We start from the raw sequence: 16,827 nt of genomic DNA on the forward strand, positions 1-16,827 counted from the left end.
GTGACCTCCCGTCGAGTTGACGCGGCGCCGGAACGCCGGAAGGGCCCGCGGCGCGAACGCCACGGGCCCTTCCTGGGACCACCGGGGGATCAGGCCGCTGCGGCCTGCTCCCGGACCTCGGGGAAGTGGCAGGCCGACTCGTGCGCGGCCGGGCCCTTCAGCAGCGAGGGGACCGCGAGCAGCGGGATCTCCTCGGAGCACTTCTCCTCCGCCTTCCAGCAGCGGGTGCGGAAGCGGCAGCCGGACGGCGGGTTGGCCGGCGAGGGGATGTCACCGCTGAGGATGATCCGCTCGCGGGACTCGCGCGCCGTCGGGTCCGGCACCGGCACCGCGGAGAGCAGCGCCTGGGTGTACGGGTGGGTGGCGTTCTCGTAGATCTCCTCGTCCGAGCCGATCTCGACCATCTTGCCCAGATACATCACGCCGACGCGGTCGGAGATGTGCCGGACGATGGAGAGGTCGTGCGCGATGAACATGTAGGAGAGGCCGAACTCGCCCTGCAGCTGCTCCAGCAGGTTGATCACCTGCGCCTGGACGGACACGTCCAGGGCGGAGACCGGCTCGTCGCAGATGATGATCTCGGGCTTGAGCGCGAGGCCGCGGGCGATGCCGATGCGCTGACGCTGGCCGCCGGAGAACTGGTGCGGGTACCGGTTGATGTACTCCGGGTTCAGACCCACGACGTCCAGCAGGTCCTGGACGGCCTTGCGGCGGTCGCCCTTGGGCGCCACCTCGGGGTGGATCTCGAACGGCTCGCCGATGATGTCGCCGACCGTCATGCGCGGGTTGAGCGAGGTGTACGGGTCCTGGAACACCATCTGGATGTTGCGGCGGACGGACTTGAGCGCCGCGCCGGACAGCCGGGAGATGTCCTCGCCCTTGAACAGCACCTGGCCGGAGGTGGCCCGCTCCAGGTTCATCAGCACCTTGGCCAGCGTGGACTTGCCACAGCCGGACTCACCGACGATGCCGAGGGTCTCGCCCTTCTTCAGCTCGAAGGAGATGCCGTCGACCGCCTTGACCGCACCGACCTGCTTCTTGAAGAGGATGCCCTGGGTCAGCGGGTAGTGCTTGTGCAGGTCCTTGACCTCCAGGATGTTCTCAGCCATGGAGGGTCTCCTTCCAGAGGTGGCACGCGCTGCGGCGGCCGGCGAGCTCCTTGCCGTCCTTGTCCGTCACGTGGTGCAGCGCCGGGATCTCGGTGCGGCACAGGTCGGTGGCGACGTCGCAGCGGGGGTTGAACGCGCAGCCGGTCGGGACCTTCAGCAGGTTCGGGGGCAGGCCCTTGATCGCGTACAGCTCCTGGCCCTTCTGGTCCAGGCGCGGGATGGAGCGGAGCAGGCCCTTGGTGTACGGGTGCGCGGGGTTCGCGTACAGCTCGTGCACCGGGGCGGTCTCCACGATCCGGCCCGCGTACATCACGGCGATCTTGTCCGCGACGTCGGCGACCACGCCGAGGTCGTGGGTGATCAGGATCAGGCCCATGTTGTACTCGGCCTGCAGCTCGGCGAGCAGGTCCATCACCTGGGCCTGGACGGTCACGTCCAGGGCGGTGGTGGGCTCGTCCGCGATGATCAGGTCGGGCTGGAGCGACAGCGCCATGGCGATCATGATGCGCTGGCGCATACCGCCGGAGAACTGGTGCGGGTAGTCGTCCACCCGCTGCCGGGCGGCGGGGATGCGCACCCGGTCCATCAGCTCGATGGACTTCTCCCTCGCCTCCTTCTTGGAGGCGCCCTGGTGCACGCGGAACATCTCGCCGAGCTGGTAGCCGACGCTGAGCACCGGGTTCAGCGCGGACAGCGCGTCCTGGAAGATCATCGCGATCTTCCGGCCGCGGACCTGCCGCCGCTCCTCGTTGCTCATCTTGAGCATGTCCTGGCCGCGGTACAGGATCTCGCCCTGGGTCACCTTGCCCGGGGGCATGTCCAGGATGCCCATGATGGTCTGCGCCGTCACGGACTTGCCGGAGCCGGACTCGCCGAGCACGGCGAGCGTCTCGCCGGCCGCGACGGAGTAGTTGACGCCGTTCACGGCCTTGGCGATCCCGTCCCGGGTGTGGAACTCCACGTGGAGGTCCTTCACCTCCAGGAGAGGGGTGCCAACTTCGAGACGATCGTTCTTCTGGTTGTTCTCGATCACGGTGGTCATCGGGTCGTCACCTCTTCTCTCAGCGGAGCTTCGGGTCGAGGGCGTCGCGCACCGCGTCGCCGAGCATGATGAACGCCAGCACGGTGAGGCTCAGCATGCCGGCGGGGAAGAACAGGGCGAACGGCGCCGTACGGATCACCTTCTGGGCCGAGTTGATGTCGATACCCCAGGAGATGGTCGGGTCCTGCAGACCGATGCCGAGGAAGCTCAGCGTCGCCTCGGTGGCGATGTAGCCGCCGAGGGCGATGGTCGCGACGACGATCACCGGGGCGATCGCGTTCGGCAGGATGTGCTTGAACATGATCCGGGTGGTGCCGGCGCCGAGGGCCCTGGCCGCCGTCACGAAGTCGGCCTGCTTCACCGTGATCACCGAGCCGCGCATGACACGGGTCATCTGGGTCCAGCCCAGGGCGACCAGCGCGAAGACCACGCTCCACACGGTGCGCGAGGTGAAGGCGTTCAGGACCACCAGCGAGCCGAGCAGCAGCGGGATACCGAAGAAGATGTCGGTGACCCGGGAGATGATCGTGTCGATCCAGCCGCCGAAGTAACCGGCGAGCATACCGGCGATGCCGCCGATGACGGTCACACCCACGGTGACGCAGATGCCGACCACGACCGAGGCGCGGGCGCCGTAGATGACGCGGGCGTAGATGCTGCGGCCCTGGAGGTCGTAGCCGAACCAGTCGGGCTGGAAGAAGTGACTGTAGTTCGGCTTCGACAGGTAGTGGTTGCGCAGGTCGCCGGCCCGCGGGTCCACCGAGGTGAACAGGCCCGGCGCGATCGCGATGACGATCAGCAGCACGATGAGCAGCGCGGAGATCACGAAGATCGGCTTGCGGCGCAGGTCGTGCCAGGCGTCGGAGCCGAGGCTGCGCGCCTTCTCCGGCTTGGCGACCGCGGCGGCGGCAGCGGCCGGGGCCGGGGTCTCCCCGGCCGTCTTCTTCTCGGTCAGGTCAGGCATAACGGATCCTCGGGTCCAGGACCGCGTAAAGCAGGTCGACGATCAGGCCGGCAACCAGGTACACGATCACCAGGAAGGCGACGAAGCCGGAGACCGTCGAGCCCTCCTTCAGGTTGATCGCGTGGAAGAGCGCGTTGCCGACACCCTTGACGTTGAAGATGCCTTCGGTGACGATCGCGCCACCCATCAGGGCGCCCAGGTCGGTGCCGAGGAACGTGACCACCGGGATCAGCGAGTTGCGCAGCAGGTGGGTGCCGATCACCCTGCGCCGCGGCAGGCCCTTGGCCACCGCGGTGCGGACGTAGTCGGCCTTGATGTTCTCGGCTATGGAGGTGCGGGTGAGACGCGCCACGAAGGCCAGCGACACCGAGCCGAGCACGATGGCCGGCAGCACCAGCTGGGTGATGTCGTTCGAGTCCTGGACGGTCGGCGTGACCCACTTCAGGTCGTCCGCGAAGATCGTCTGGAAGATGAAGCCGAGCACCGGGACCGGGATCGAGATCAGCAGCAGGGTGAAGATCAGGGCGCCCTTGTCGAACGCCTTGCCGCGGCGCAGGCCGGCGAACAGGCCGATGCCGATGCCCAGCACGATCTCGATGGCGAACGCGAACAGCGCCAGCCGGAGCGTGACCGGCAGCGCCTCGGTGATCACGTCGAGCACCGGCCGGTTGGCCAGGGTGGTCCCGAAGTCACCGGTGAGCAGGCCCCCCATGTAGTGGAAGTACTGCTGCAACATCGGCTTGTCGAAACCCATTTGGTGCTTCAGGGCGGCAACCTGGGCCGGGTCCGGCGCCTTGTCGCCCCACATCGCGGCCACCGGATCACCCGGCAGCGCGTGCACCATGACAAAGATGAGCAAGGTCGTTCCGAAGAAGACCGGGATCATCTGGAGCAGTCGCCTCGCGACAAAGCGCCCCATCGTGCCTCCATGTATGGCTCTGCCGGGCCCGTCAACCCGGCAAGAGATAAGTCGGCGTGCCAACGGCCGGTGCCAGTCCTCGCCCTTGTGGGGATGGACGGGCACCGGCCGTTGTCACCGGGTCAGGCGGTGCCGACCGATTACTTCTTCTTGACCTCGACGTCGGTGAAGACCGGGTCGCCGAAGGAGTCGAACTTCACGTTCTGGACGTTCTTGGAGTAGCCGGAGCTGGTCTTGTAGTACCAGAGCGGGATGGACGGCATGTCCTTGGCCAGCTGGGCCTCGGCCTGCTGGTACAGCTCGGCGGTCTTCTCGACCGAGGTGGCGGCGTCCGCCTCCTTGGCCAGGCGGTCGAACTCCGGGCTGGAGTACTGGTTGTCGTTCGACGAGGCGCCGGTGCCGTAGACGTCACGCAGGAAGTTGGCGTTCAGCGGGTAGTCCTGCACCCAGCCGGTACGCATCATGCTCTGGACCTGCTTGTTGGTGACGACGTCACGCACGGTCTTGAAGTCCGGCTTCGGGTCACCGGTGCAGTCCACGCCGGTCGACTGGCGGATGGAGTTGCAGACCGCGTCCACCCACTCCTTGTGGCTGCCGTCGGCGTTGTACAGGATGGTGACCTTGCCGCCGGGGACGCCGCCGCCCTCCTGGATCAGCTGCTTGGCCTTCTCCGGGTTGAACTTGCAGAACTCACCGCAGGTGCCGGCCTTGTAGCCCATGACGCCCGGGGCGACCCACGAGTCGGCGGGGAGGCGGTTGCCGTTCAGCACGGTCTTGGTGATGGTGTCGCGGTCGATCGCCATCGAGATGCCCTGACGGACCTTCTCCTTGCCCGGGGCGTTCCAGTCGCCCTGGTACAGCGCGAAGCCGACGTTCTGGATGGCGCCCTGAGCCTGGTCGACGGCGCGCTTGCCCAGGTCGTCCTTGTACTTCGGGAGGTCGGTCGAGTCGACCTGGTCCAGGACGTCCAGGGTGTCGGACATCAGGTCCTTGTACGCGGCCTCACCGGCGCTGTAGTTGCGGAAGACGATTCCGCCGTTCTTCGGCTTGTCCGTGCCCGCGTACTTGTCGAAGGTCTGGACGGTGATGGCCTTGTTGTGCTCCCACGAGACGAACTTGTAGGGGCCGTTGCCGACCGGCTTCTGGCCGTAGCCGGCCGGGTCGGAGAAGAAGCCCTCGGGCAGCGGGGAGAAGGCCGCGTAGCCGAGCTTGTACGTGAAGTACGAGACGGGGCTGGTCAGTTCGATGGTGAAGTGGGTGTCGTCGACGATCTTCAGGCCGGACATCTCGGTGGCCGTCGGGTCGCCCTTCTCCGGGTGGACGGCGTCGTAGCCGACGATGTCGGAGAACCAGGACGAGTTGATCTGGTTGTTCTTCGTGTTGGCCGACCAGTTCCAGGCCTTGACGAAGGACGCGGCGGTGACCGGGGTGCCGTCGTGGAAGGTCCAGCCGGACTTCAGCGTGACGGTGTAGTTCTTGGCGTCGGTGGTCTCGATCTTGTCGGCCACCTGGTTGCGCAGCGCACCGGTCGCGGGGTCGTAGTCGACGAGGCCCTTGAAGAGCTCCTTGACGATACGGCCGCCGATGTTCTCATTGGCGTTGGCCGGCTGGAGCGGACGCTGCGGCTCACCGCTCTGGTAGCTGAAGCTGGCGGCGGCGTTGACCGCACCGCCCTCGGAGCTACCCCCGGAGGAGTCGCTGCTGCTGCACGCAGTCGCAGCGAGGGCGACAGCAACAGCTGCGACAACCCACTTGGCCTGGCTCGCACCGCGCATCGGTGTGCCTCCTGAATTCGACGTTGCAACGAGGAGGGCATCGCGGAACGGTGGTCACCGGGCCCGCTGTGCCGTCCGCGCTCGTGGTTTCGGCGCGCACCCCTGCGCGTTCACCCTTGACCCGAGCCTGACTGCACCCACTATCCGTCACGCACGGACACGAAAGTGACCAGTGACGATCTCAATTAGGTCACATGAACAGTCGGTAAGTTTCGAAAACCGGACATTTGAGACATAGCCAGACAGGCACCAAACGGACAGTCGTCACGGATGACGAACTGTCACGTCCGCTCAGCGGACACCCGGGTGTGATGAGCGCTATTCCGTGAATAGCGGCCCCGACAACTTGGAGTAGTTGAAAAAGTTCGCCCCCCTCTCCATGGGAAAGGGGGGCGAATCATTCCGGCCAATGGCCGTTCAGTGCGTCCGGATCACACCTTCTTGGCGCGCGAGGCGGTGCGGCCGCGGTCCTTCGCGTCGAGAACGACCTTACGGATGCGAACCGTCTCCGGGGTCACCTCGATGCACTCGTCCTCGCGGCAGAACTCCAGCGACTGCTCCAGCGAGAGCTTGCGCGGCGGGACGATCGACTCGGCCACGTCCGCGTTCGAGGAACGCATGTTGGTGAGCTTCTTCTCCTTGGTGATGTTCACGTCCATGTCGTCGGAGCGCGAGTTCTCACCGACGATCATGCCCTCGTACACCTCGGTGCCCGGGTCGCAGAAGAGCACGCCGCGCTCCTGGAGGTTGGTCATCGCGAAGGCGGTGACCACACCGGAGCGGTCGGCGACCAGCGAGCCGTTGTTGCGGGTGGTCAGCTGGCCGAACCACGGCTCGTGGCCCTCGTGGATCGAGTGGGCGATGCCGGTGCCGCGGGTGTTGGTGAGGAACTCGGTCCGGAAGCCGATCAGGCCGCGGGACGGGACGACGAACTCCATCCGGACCCAGCCCGAGCCGTGGTTGGACATGTTGTCCATGCGGCCCTTGCGGACGCCCATGAGCTGGGTGACGGCACCCATGTGCTCCTCGGGCACGTCCACGGTGAGGCGCTCGACCGGCTCGTGGGTCTTGCCGTTGACCTCCTTGGTGACCACCTGCGGCTTGCCGACGGTCAGCTCGAAGCCCTCGCGGCGCATGGTCTCGATCAGGATGGCCAGCGCCAGCTCACCGCGGCCCTGCACCTCCCAGGCGTCCGGACGCTCGGTGTCCAGCACGCGCAGCGAGACGTTACCGATCAGCTCGCGGTCCAGGCGGTCCTTCACCTGGCGGGCGGTGACCTTGCGGTCGACCTTGCCCGCGCCGGACTTGGCGTCCGCGCCCTTGCCGCTGCCGCCACGGCCGACCAGCGGGGAGGTGTTGGTGCCGATGGTCATCGAGATGGCCGGCTCGTCCACCGTGATCAGCGGCAGCGCGATCGGGTTCTCCGGGTCGGCCAGGGTCTCGCCGATCATGATGTCGGAGATACCGGCGACGGCGCAGATGTCACCGGGGCCGGCCACCTCGGCCGGCTTGCGGGTGAGCGCCTCGGTCATCAGCAGCTCGGAGATGCGGACGTTCTGGATCGAGCCGTCGCGCTTGATCCAGGCCACGGTCTGGCCCTTGCGCAGCTCGCCCTGCTCGACGCGGAGCAGCGCGATGCGGCCGAGGAAGTTGTCGGCGTCCAGGTTGGTGACGTGGGCCTGGAGCGGGGCGTCCTCGTCGTAGCTGGGGGCCGGGACGTGCTCCAGCAGGGTGGAGAAGAACGGCTCCAGGTTGGTGCTGTCCGCGGGAACGGTGCCGTTCTCCGGCTTGGTCAGCGAGGCGACGCCGTCACGCGCGCAGGCGTAGACGATCGGGAACTCGATCTGCTCCTCGTCCGCGTCCAGGTCCAGGAACAGGTCGTAGGTCTCGTTGATGACCTCGTCGATCCGGGAGTCCGGACGGTCGGTCTTGTTGATGCAGAGGATGACCGGCAGGCGCTGGGAGAGCGCCTTGCGCAGCACGAAGCGGGTCTGCGGCAGCGGGCCCTCGGAGGCGTCGACCAGCAGGACGACCGCGTCCACCATCGACAGACCGCGCTCGACCTCGCCACCGAAGTCGGCGTGGCCCGGGGTGTCGATGATGTTGATGGTGATCGGCGCGCCACCATCCTTGGGGTGGTACTTGACCGCGGTGTTCTTCGCGAGAATGGTGATGCCCTTCTCGCGCTCCAGGTCGTTGGAGTCCATCATCCGGTCATCGAGCTGCTGGTGGGCGGCGAAGGCGCCGGCCTGCTTGAGCATGGCGTCGACCAGCGTGGTCTTGCCGTGGTCGACGTGGGCGACGATGGCGACGTTACGGATGTCGTTGCGCGTGGGCATGCCTTGCGGATTCTCCCGGAATCGTGGGTTGCGGCGCCCGGCTGCGTGACGCGCACTTGCGATCCCTGTCGATCGCCGCCGCCCGTTCCGCCTGCTACTACCGGTCCACCCGCCGGGCACATGGCCATGCCGCGGCTTCCTCCTATCGTACGGGGAAGGGCGGAGGTGGGCGGAAACGAGCTGGTCCGGCGGGATCAAGATCACAGGTGGGTCACACACCCTTCACCGACCGGCCGTGCTCCGACAGTCTTCCGTTCGTGATCCGACGGCCCGGGGCCCGGCTGCGCCGGATCTCCGATGTCGAACGCATGCCGGAGCCCGCGGAGGTGGCCCGATGAGTGTCCCGATCGTCCTGGTGCACGGCACCCGCTTCAGCGCGGGGCAGTGGAGCCCGCAGCTGGCGGCGCTGCGGGAGGAGTTCCCGGTGGTGGCCGTCGACCTGCCGGGGCACGGCACCCGGCGCGGCGAGCCGTGGAGCCTGACGGCCGCCTGCGCGAGCGTCGCCGCGGGGGTGGAGGAGCTGGGCGGCGGGCCCGCGCTGGTGGTCGGGCACTCGCTGGGCGGGTACGTCGCGCTGGAGTTCGCCCTGCGCAGGCCCGAACTGCTGCGCGGGCTGGTGCTGGCCGGCGCGAGCGCCGACACCCGGGGGCGCTGGGCGGTCCCGTACCGGGCGGTCGGCGCGCTGGTGCCGCGCGTCCCGGCCGCGCGGCTGTCCCGGTGGAACGACGGGCTGCTGCGCCGGCTCTACCCGGCGCGGGTGGTCGCGGAGACGATCCGCGCCGGGTACGGCTTCGAGGCCCTGCCCGCCGCCTGGGCCTCGGTGCTGGGCCGCTTCGAGCCCGGCGTCCTGCGCCGGGTCGAGGCCCCGGTGCTGATCCTGAACGGGGAGAAGGACTCGGCCTTCCGCTCCGGCGAGCGCGCCTTCGCCGCCGCCCACTCGCACGGGCGGGCCCGGATCGAGCTGGTACCCCGGGCCCGGCACCTCGCCAACTTCGACGCCCCGGAGGCCTTCACCGACGCCCTGCGCCGCTTCGCCCGGGAGCTGCGGCCCTAGTCCTGCCCGGTGTCCGGTTCGCTCCAGCCCACGTCCTGGAAGCGCGGCCACCCGAAGCCGTACGCGCCCGCGCCGAGCACCCCGGTCCTGACCCCGACCAGCTCCGGCCGCTGGTAGAGCGGCACCGAGTGCCCGAGCTCCCAGATCCGTACGTCCGCCTGCTGGAGCAGGTCCAGCCGGGCCGCCTGGTCCGACTCGGTGGCCGCCCGTTCGAACAGTCGGTCGATCTCCTCGGTGCCGCTGCGGCCGAAGTTGCCGCCCGGCTCGGGCACCCCGTCGGGGTCGGGCCGGGGCTTGGCGTAGGCGGGGCGCTGTTCGATCGCCGGGCTGGGGCCGGCCGGCCAGGTGAGCAGCGCGAGGTCGTAGTCCCCGGCGGCCAGGTGCTCCCCGACGAAGGAGTCGGCGGGCGCGGGCACCTGCTGCACCGCGATCCCGGCGTCCGCGAGGCCGGCGGTGAGCGCGTCGGCGGTGCGCTTGGCGGTCGCCGAACCGGCCGGGACGAGCATCGAGAGGGAGAGCGGCTTGCCGCCCTTGGTCCGGGTGCCCCCGCCGCCGGGCCGCTTCCAGCCCGCCTCGTCCAGCAGCCGGCCCGGGTCCCCCGGACCGGCCGCGCCGCTGTTGTCCCGGTAGCCCTCCTGGTCACCCGCGAGCAGGTGGCTGCCCAGCGGCGCGGCGGGCAGGCCGAGCGGGGTGAGCGCGGCGTCGGCGATCCGCTGCCGGTCGACGGCCCGGGTGAGGGCACGGCGCACCAGCGGGTCGGTCAGCGGGCCGCGCGCGGCGTTGAGGGTGAGCTGGGTGAGCGAGGCCGCGGCGGCCCGGTGCACGGTGACGCCGGGCAGCGATTCGGCCCGGTGCAGTGCCAGTGCCGCCGCCTCGGGCGCGGCCGCAGGCGGCGGCGCGACGGAGGGGGAGGCCGAGGCGGCGGCGGCGGCGGTGGCGTCGGCGGCCGGGACCGGGACCGCCCGGTCCACGGCCGCGGTGAGCGGGGCGATGTCCAGCCGGTCCTGGTCCAGCGCGTCCAGTCGCTGCTCGGGCGGCGCGGCGAGGAAGTCGATCCGGTCGGCCTTCGGCGGGTCGCCCCACCAGAGCGGGCTGCGCACCACACTGACCGTCCCGTCCTCGGCGTCGTACCGGGCGACGGTGTACGGCCCGGCGCTCGGCCCGCCTCCGGTCAGCGGTCGGCCGAACGCGGCCGGGGTGGCCGTCTCGGCGGCCGGGTAGAGCGGGCCGAACAGCGAGCGCCAGTCGGCGTACGGCCGCCGGAAGGTCACCCGCACCTCGGACGGGTCGGCGCCCTGGGTGACCGAGTCGATGGCGTCGTACCCGACCGCCCGCGCGCCCCCGTACGCCGGGTCCAGGCCGGACAGCGCGGTCCGCTGGGCGTCGAGGTCGGCGGCCGAGACCGGGGTGCCGTCGTTCCAGACGGCGTTCGGGTTGAGCCGGTACGTCACCACCTGCGGGCCCGGCCCGGGCGGGGTGGACTCGGCTCCGGCCAGGTAGTCCGGGTCGGGGACGAGCCGGCCGTGCTCGTCGGGCCGGAACAGCGAGGGGTACAGGGCGTGGGCGAGCAGCGCCGAGTCGGCGTTGGCCGTGCCCTGGTAGACGTTCAGCGTGGCCGGGACACCGTCCACGGCCCAGCGCAGCGTGCCGCCGTCCCGGACGGCGGCACGGTCGGCGGGCCCGACGTCCCCGGTGGTGGCGGTGGGATCGGCCGGGACGGGCACGGGGGCGGGTGTGTGGGCGGGCCCCGAGTCGTCGGAGCAGCCGCCGAGACCGGCGGCGAGCAGCAGCGCGGCGGCTGCGGCGGTGAGCTGGCGGACGCGCATGGCGGCCATCGAACGCCGCCCGGGGCCCCGGGACCGTGCCGACACGGCGGGCCGCCGGGCGACTGCACCCGTCCGGCCCACCGTTTCCGATGACTACAGCGCCAGCTCGAACCAGACGATCTTGCCCTTGGGCGTGCGCCGGCTGCCCCAGCGCTCGGCCAGCAGGCTGACCAGCTGCAGGCCGCGCCCGCCCTCGTCGGTCTCCTGGGCGCGCCGCTGCCGGGGCTGGGCGTAGCCGTCGTCCCAGACCTCGCAGACCAGGCTGCGCTCGCGCAGCAGCCGCAGCCGGATCTCGCCCCGGCCGTGCTTGAGCGCGTTGGTGACCAGCTCGCTGACCAGCAGCTCGGTGGTGTCGACCAGCTCCTCCAGCCCCCGGGAGAGCAGCCAGCTGCACGCCAGCTCCCGGGCCTTGGCCACCGAGGTGGGCTCGGGCGGCAGGAACCAGTTGCCGACGGCGTCGTCGGGGAAGGCGTGCACCTTGGCCATCAGCAGGGCGATGTCGTCCTCGCCGTGGTGCGGGTTGAGCTCGCCGAGCACGTGGTCGCAGAGGTCCTCCAGCCCCTTGCCCTCGTCGGAGAGCGCGGAGCGGAAGGCCCGCAGGCCCTCGTCCAGCTGGTGCTTGCGGCTCTCCACCAGGCCGTCGGTGTAGAGGGCGAGCACGGCGCCGTCCGGGAGGGTCAGCTCGACCTCCTCGAAGGGCTCGCCGCCGACGCCGAGCGGCAGGCCGGGCGGCACGTCGAGCATCCGGGAGCCCTCGCCGGGGCTGAGCAGCACGGGCGGCAGGTGGCCGGCGTTGGCGAAGAGGCAGCGGCGGGTGACGGCGTCGTAGACCGCGTAGACGCAGGTCGCGAGGTAGACCTCACGGGCCTCCTCGTCGGCGGTCGAGGTGAGCCGCCCGTACGGGGTGGGCGGGCCGGCCGGGACCGAGTCGTCGCCGAGGCCGCGGGCGATCTCGTCCAGGGCGGTGAGCACCTCGGCCGGGTCGAGGTCGAGCATCGCCAGGGTGCGGACGGCGGTGCGCAGCTGGCCCATCGCGACGGCGGCGCGCAGACCGCGGCCCATCACGTCGCCGATGACCAGCGCGGTGCGGTTGCCGGGCAGCGGGATGACGTCGAACCAGTCGCCGCCGACCTCGGTGTTGTTGTTGCTGGGCAGGTAGCGGCAGGCGATCTCCAGGCCGCTGGCGGCCGGGTTGCCCGGGGGCAGCAGGCTGCGCTGGAGGATCAGCGCCCGCTCGTGCTCGCGCCGGTAGAGCCGGGCGTTGTCGATGCAGACGGCGGCGCGGGCGACCAGCTCCTCGGCGATCGCGACGTCGCGGGCGTCGAAGGGCTCGCTGCCGATCGCCCGGGAGAGCTGGACGAGTCCGAGCACCTGGTCGCGGGCGACCAGCGGGACGATCAGGGTGGAGCGCAGCAGCGGGTCGCGCCCTGGCTCGGGGACGACGCTGCGGCCGGTGCGCAGCGCCCGGGCGTGCGGGGAGCGGCGCGGGTAGCAGAGGGTGCCGCCGGCCTCGGCGATCGGCAGGCCGGTGACCGAGCCGAGCACCGAGGAGGCGCCGCCGACCACGCTGGAGACGGCGACCCGGCGCAGTTCGCCGCTGCCGTCGGTGAGCACGGTGTCGCCGAGTCGGCCCGCGCTGGGCACGGTCTCGCCGGAGAGCAGCGCGGTGTACAGGTCGACGGTGGCGAGGTCGCAGAACGGCGGGACGACGACGTCCAGCAGCTCCTTGGCGGTGGTCTCCAGGTCGAGCGTGGAGCCGATGTGCGCGCTGGCCTCGTTGAGCAGGGCCAGGTTGCGGCGCACGCCGTCGGCCTCGCGCTCGGCGACGTGCCGGCTGGTGACGTCGGAGACCTGCCCGGCGACGCCCATGGTCTGCCCGGCGACGCCGTTCAGGCGGTACAGCGAGACGGCCCAGAGCCGGTTGCCCTCGCGGGTCGGGACGGCGCCGTGGAAGCGCAGGTCGAAGACGGGCTCACCGGTGGCCAGGACCTTGCGCAGGGCGGCGGTGAGCCGGTCGGCCTCGGACGGCGGGAAGAGGTCGTGCGGGGTGAGGCCCTCCAGGTCGGTGGGGACCAGGCCCATCCCGGAGGCGAAGGCGTCGTTGACCCGCTGCAGCCGCAGCCGGTCGTCGAACAGCACGAAGCCGGTGGGCGTCTGCCCGAAGACGGCCTCGGAGGCGGCCAGGTCGGTCTCGATCCGGCGCAGCCGCCCGAGGTCGACGGCCAGACAGGTGGCGCCCGCGGTGGGCAGCGAGCTGTCCGGCATCAGGTAGAGCTCGGCGAGGCCCTCGCCGCCGTCGGCGTCCCGGTACGGGGTGGTGCCGACCCACTCCTCGCCCGCCAGGGTGCGCTCCAGCCGGGCGCGACCGCGCTGCCAGAGCTCGCGGGGGACGAAGGTGGCGATCGGGTCGGCTCCGACGGCCTCGGCGGCCGGGACGCCGAAGAACTCGGCGGCGCGCTCGCTCCACTGGCTGATCCGCCCGTCGGGGCCGATCGCGAAGGTGGCGACCCGGATGTAGTCGTAGATCGAGCCGGGGTCGTTGCCGCCCCAGGACCGGTCCCGGTCGGCGGGGCGGTGGCCGCGGCCCGCGGCCGCGCCGTCCCGTACGGGCAGGTGCGCGGACCCGGCCTGTCCGGGCACGGCGGCATGACCGCTGCTGCTCGGCGACGCGCTCCGCGCCGGAGTGCTGTTCAACGGACCGACCCCTCCAACCCGCGACCGTCCGGATGTCGAGAAGACCGAGTATTCATCATCGAGGGGTACGTTCACACGCCCTCAACATCACAACATCAGATCGGGCGAAGGTTTTTGTCCTACCGCCCGCGCAACCACAATGCCACGCTCGCACCCCCTTCCGGAGCGCGCGCTCCCCCCGGGCGCCCGATGGCATGTTCGACACCGCTCCCCTGCTGTTCGCTCCGATCACGATCCATCCGGCTCACTACCCGGCAGCGCCTGCTCGAACCAGACCACCTTGCCGACGCCCTCGGCCCGGGCGCCCCAGCGCAGTGCCAGCCGGTGGACCAGTTCGATGCCGCGTCCTCCCTCGTCGGCGACGGCCGCGTGCCGCTCCCGGGGCGGGTCGGGCAGTGGGTCGGAGATCTCGACCAGCAGCGTCTCACCGAGCGTCAGCCGCACCCCGATGGGGGCGCTGGCGTACCGGACGGCGTTCGTGACCAGCTCGCTGACCAGCAGCTCGGCGATGTCGGTGAGCTCCTCGACGCCCCACTCGAGGAGCGTGGCGCGGACCAGCCGGCGGGCCCGGGAGACGGCGGTGGGCTCGGCCGGGAGGGTCCAGCCCGCCGTCGGGGTGCCGGCCTGGCCGTGGCCGAGCCGGGCCAGCAGCAGGGCGACGTCGTCCGGCTCCCGGCCCTGCTCCATGGTGTCCAGCACCGCCTCGCAGGCGGCCTGGATGGAGGCGTGCGGCTCCTGGAGCACGGTGACCAGCCGGCCGAGGCCGACGTCCAGGTCCTTGTCCCGGGACTCCACCAGGCCGTCGGTGCACAGCGCCAGCAGGCTGCCCTCGGGGATCTTCAGTTCGACCGACTCGAACGGGACTCCACCCACCCCGAGCGGGGCGCCGGAGGGCAGGTCGAGGATGTGGCCGACGCCGCCGGGCAGCGGGCCGCCGGTGCGGGTCGGCTCCGCGGCGTCCCCGCCCGGCGCCACCAGCACCGGCGGGATGTGGCCGGCCTTGGCGACGGTGAGCCGGGCCGTCGCCGGGTCGAACACCGCGTAGACGCAGGTCGCCAGCAGCGCCTCGTCCGGGCCCTGGGCGAGGTCGTCGGCCAGCTCGTGGACGTGCCGCAGCAGGACGTCCGGCGGCAGGTCGAGGGCGGCCAGCACCCGGACGGCGGTGCGCAGCCGCCCCATCGTGGCGGCGGCCCGCAGGCCGTGGCCCATCACGTCGCCGACCACCAGCGCGGTGCGGTCGCCGGGCAGCGGGATGACGTCGAACCAGTCGCCGCCGACCTCGGTGCCGCTGCTGCCGGGCACGTACCGGTAGGCGACCTCGACGCCGGTGGGCTGCGGGACCTGCTGCGGGAGCAGGGTGCGCTGGAGGGTGAGCGCGGCGGTGCGCTCGCGGGCGTAGAGGCGGGCGTTGTCCAGTGAGCTGCCGGCCCGGTCGGCCAGCTCGACGGTGAAGGCCAGGTCGTCCCGGTCGAAGCCCTCGCGGTAGCCGGCCCGGCTGACCAGCAGCAGGCCGATCACGATGCCGCGGGCGCGCAGCGGCACGACCAGCATCGAGTGCACGCCGAGGTCCCGGGCGGCCTGCATCTTCGGGTCGCCCGGGTAGGTGACGTCGTCCAACTGGTCGGCGCCGGAGACCAGCTCGGGCACGCCGGTGCGCAGCACCCGGCCGCAGACGGAGTCCTCGGCGAAGGTGATCCGGGCGCCGCGGCGCAGCATCACGTCCACCTCGGGGCCGTCCTGGACGGAGGCGGTGCCGAGCTGGAGCAGCGAGGTGCGCCGGTCGTGGCCGTGCCGGGGCAGGTCGTCACCGTGCGCGACGGCCTGGAGCAGGATCACCGCCGAGTGGTCGGACAGCCGGGGGACGACCGAGCCGGCCAGCTCCTGGGCGATCCGGGAGGCGTCCAGCAGGTCGCCGACCCGGGAGCCGAACTCGTTGAGCAGCGAGAGCCGGCGCCGGGCGTGCTCGACCTTGGCCACCGCCCGGTAACGCTCGGTCACGTCCATCACGGTGCCGGAGATGCCGAGCACCCGGCCGGAGCGGTCGGTCATCCGGCTGTAGGAGATCGAGCGGTAGCCGGCCCGGGTGGTGACCGGGGAGGCCAGGGTGACGTCGATGACCGGCTCGCCGGTGGCCAGCACCTGGCGCTGGATGGCGGTGATCTCGTCGGCCGCCCGCTCCGGCAGGGTCTCGCCGGTGGTCCGGCCGACGTGGCCGTCCGGGGCGACGCCGTTCATCTCGGCGAGGGTCCGGTTGACGGCGGTGTAGCGCAGGTCGGTGTCCATGATGGCGATGCCCAGCGGGGACTGTTCGAACAGCGCGTCGCGCACCGCGAGGTCCCGCTCGACGGCCTGGACGGCGGCCACCTCGGCCATGTTGACCTGGAGGAACGGGGTGCCGTCGCCGTCCACCAGGAGGGAGATCCGGGCGTCCATGGCGACGGCCAGGCCGTCCCGGTCGAGCAGTTCGGCGTGGCCAGCCCAGCGGCCGTCCCGCAGGGTGGACTGGATCGCGGCCCGGATCCGGGCGACCTGCTCCCGGTCGGGGATCAGCTCGTCGATCCGGCGGCCGACCAGCAGCTCGTTCGGCCAGCCCAGCAGTTCCTCGGCGGCCGGGCTCCAGAGCACCACCCGGCCCGCGGTGTCCAGGATCGCGATGGCGACCTTGAGCATGTCCAGCAGGCCCTCGGCCGGCGTGCCGGAGCCCCCGGGGGCGTCGGCGGACCCGCCGGGGAACGGCCGTCCGGGACGGCTGCGCAGGCCGCCGGGCCGGGGGGCCGGCTCGGCCACCGCCAGGGTCGGGGCCGGCTGGTGGGGCCGCGCGGCGGTGGGGGTGGCGGTGCCGGCGGCCTCGACGGTGCCGCCGCGGCGGCGGCCGGCCGGAGGCTGGGGGGCGGCAGGACGGGCGGCGCGGCGCAGTCGGGCGCGGGCGGCGGCGCTCCCCGCGGAGCCTGCCCGCCGCTCTCCCCCGCCGCCGTTCCCGGAACTCGACACCGACGGGGCCTCCGGCTCTGGTCGGGATCGGCGTCGCCGGCTGGGGACGGCTCACCGATGGTGACGAATAGTGCCGAAAAGTGACATACCCAGCAGCACCCAGGCTATCCCGGC

Annotated in this window: 10 protein-coding genes; 1 reads left to right on the plus strand and 9 read right to left on the minus strand. The window is 71.5% G+C overall.

The window, feature by feature from the left end:
• Nucleotides 1-89: 89 nt before the first annotated feature.
• The 6 genes from ACGF13_RS14390 to typA form a co-directional block, all read right to left on the minus strand.
• Entirely contained in the window at nucleotides 90-1,109 is a 1,020-nt protein-coding gene (locus ACGF13_RS14390) for an ABC transporter ATP-binding protein (protein WP_392873649.1), read from the minus strand.
• Nucleotides 1,102-2,151 (minus strand): ABC transporter ATP-binding protein, encoded by a 1,050-nt coding sequence (locus ACGF13_RS14395; protein ID WP_392873652.1) that lies wholly within the window; start codon nucleotides 2,149-2,151, stop codon nucleotides 1,102-1,104. The genes ACGF13_RS14390 and ACGF13_RS14395 overlap by 8 nt, the downstream gene beginning before the upstream one ends.
• Nucleotides 2,152-2,170: 19 nt before the next feature.
• A complete protein-coding gene (locus ACGF13_RS14400; protein WP_392873655.1) occupies nucleotides 2,171-3,115 on the minus strand; it encodes an ABC transporter permease in 945 nt (314 codons plus the stop codon).
• A complete protein-coding gene (locus ACGF13_RS14405) occupies nucleotides 3,108-4,034 on the minus strand; it encodes an ABC transporter permease (RefSeq protein ID WP_392873658.1) in 927 nt (308 codons plus the stop codon). Before ACGF13_RS14405 ends, ACGF13_RS14400 begins: the two co-directional genes overlap by 8 nt.
• A gap of 140 nt (nucleotides 4,035-4,174) precedes the next feature.
• Nucleotides 4,175-5,809: an ABC transporter substrate-binding protein gene (locus tag ACGF13_RS14410; protein WP_392873661.1), complete on the minus strand. Its 1,635-nt coding sequence runs from the start codon at nucleotides 5,807-5,809 to the stop codon at nucleotides 4,175-4,177.
• 431 nt (nucleotides 5,810-6,240) lie between these two features.
• Nucleotides 6,241-8,148: a translational GTPase TypA gene (typA, locus tag ACGF13_RS14415; protein WP_392873664.1), complete on the minus strand. Its 1,908-nt coding sequence runs from the start codon at nucleotides 8,146-8,148 to the stop codon at nucleotides 6,241-6,243.
• A gap of 334 nt (nucleotides 8,149-8,482) precedes the next feature.
• On the opposite strand from typA, the gene ACGF13_RS14420 reads away from it, so the two are divergent.
• Nucleotides 8,483-9,202 (plus strand): alpha/beta fold hydrolase, encoded by a 720-nt coding sequence (locus tag ACGF13_RS14420; protein WP_392873667.1) that lies wholly within the window; start codon nucleotides 8,483-8,485, stop codon nucleotides 9,200-9,202.
• Here the strand turns inward: ACGF13_RS14420 and ACGF13_RS14425 are convergent.
• The 3 genes from ACGF13_RS14425 to ACGF13_RS14435 form a co-directional block, all read right to left on the minus strand.
• Nucleotides 9,199-11,028, minus strand: coding sequence for an ABC transporter family substrate-binding protein (locus tag ACGF13_RS14425; protein ID WP_392873669.1), 1,830 nt, complete (start codon nucleotides 11,026-11,028; stop codon nucleotides 9,199-9,201). The two genes, ACGF13_RS14420 and ACGF13_RS14425, sit on opposite strands and share 4 nt — an antisense overlap.
• A 93-nt stretch (nucleotides 11,029-11,121) precedes the next feature.
• Nucleotides 11,122-13,722, minus strand: a complete 2,601-nt coding sequence (locus ACGF13_RS14430) for a SpoIIE family protein phosphatase (protein ID WP_392873672.1) — start codon at nucleotides 13,720-13,722, stop codon at nucleotides 11,122-11,124.
• Between the two features lie 228 nt (nucleotides 13,723-13,950).
• The gene (locus ACGF13_RS14435; RefSeq protein ID WP_392873675.1) at nucleotides 13,951-16,713 is read right to left on the minus strand and encodes a SpoIIE family protein phosphatase; all 2,763 of its coding nucleotides are present in this window, start codon (nucleotides 16,711-16,713) and stop codon (nucleotides 13,951-13,953) included.
• Nucleotides 16,714-16,827 lie beyond the last annotated feature (114 nt).

The organism is Kitasatospora sp. NPDC048286, from assembly GCF_043201735.1.
In the GTDB taxonomy this organism is placed as follows: Bacteria; Actinomycetota; Actinomycetes; order Streptomycetales; family Streptomycetaceae; genus Kitasatospora.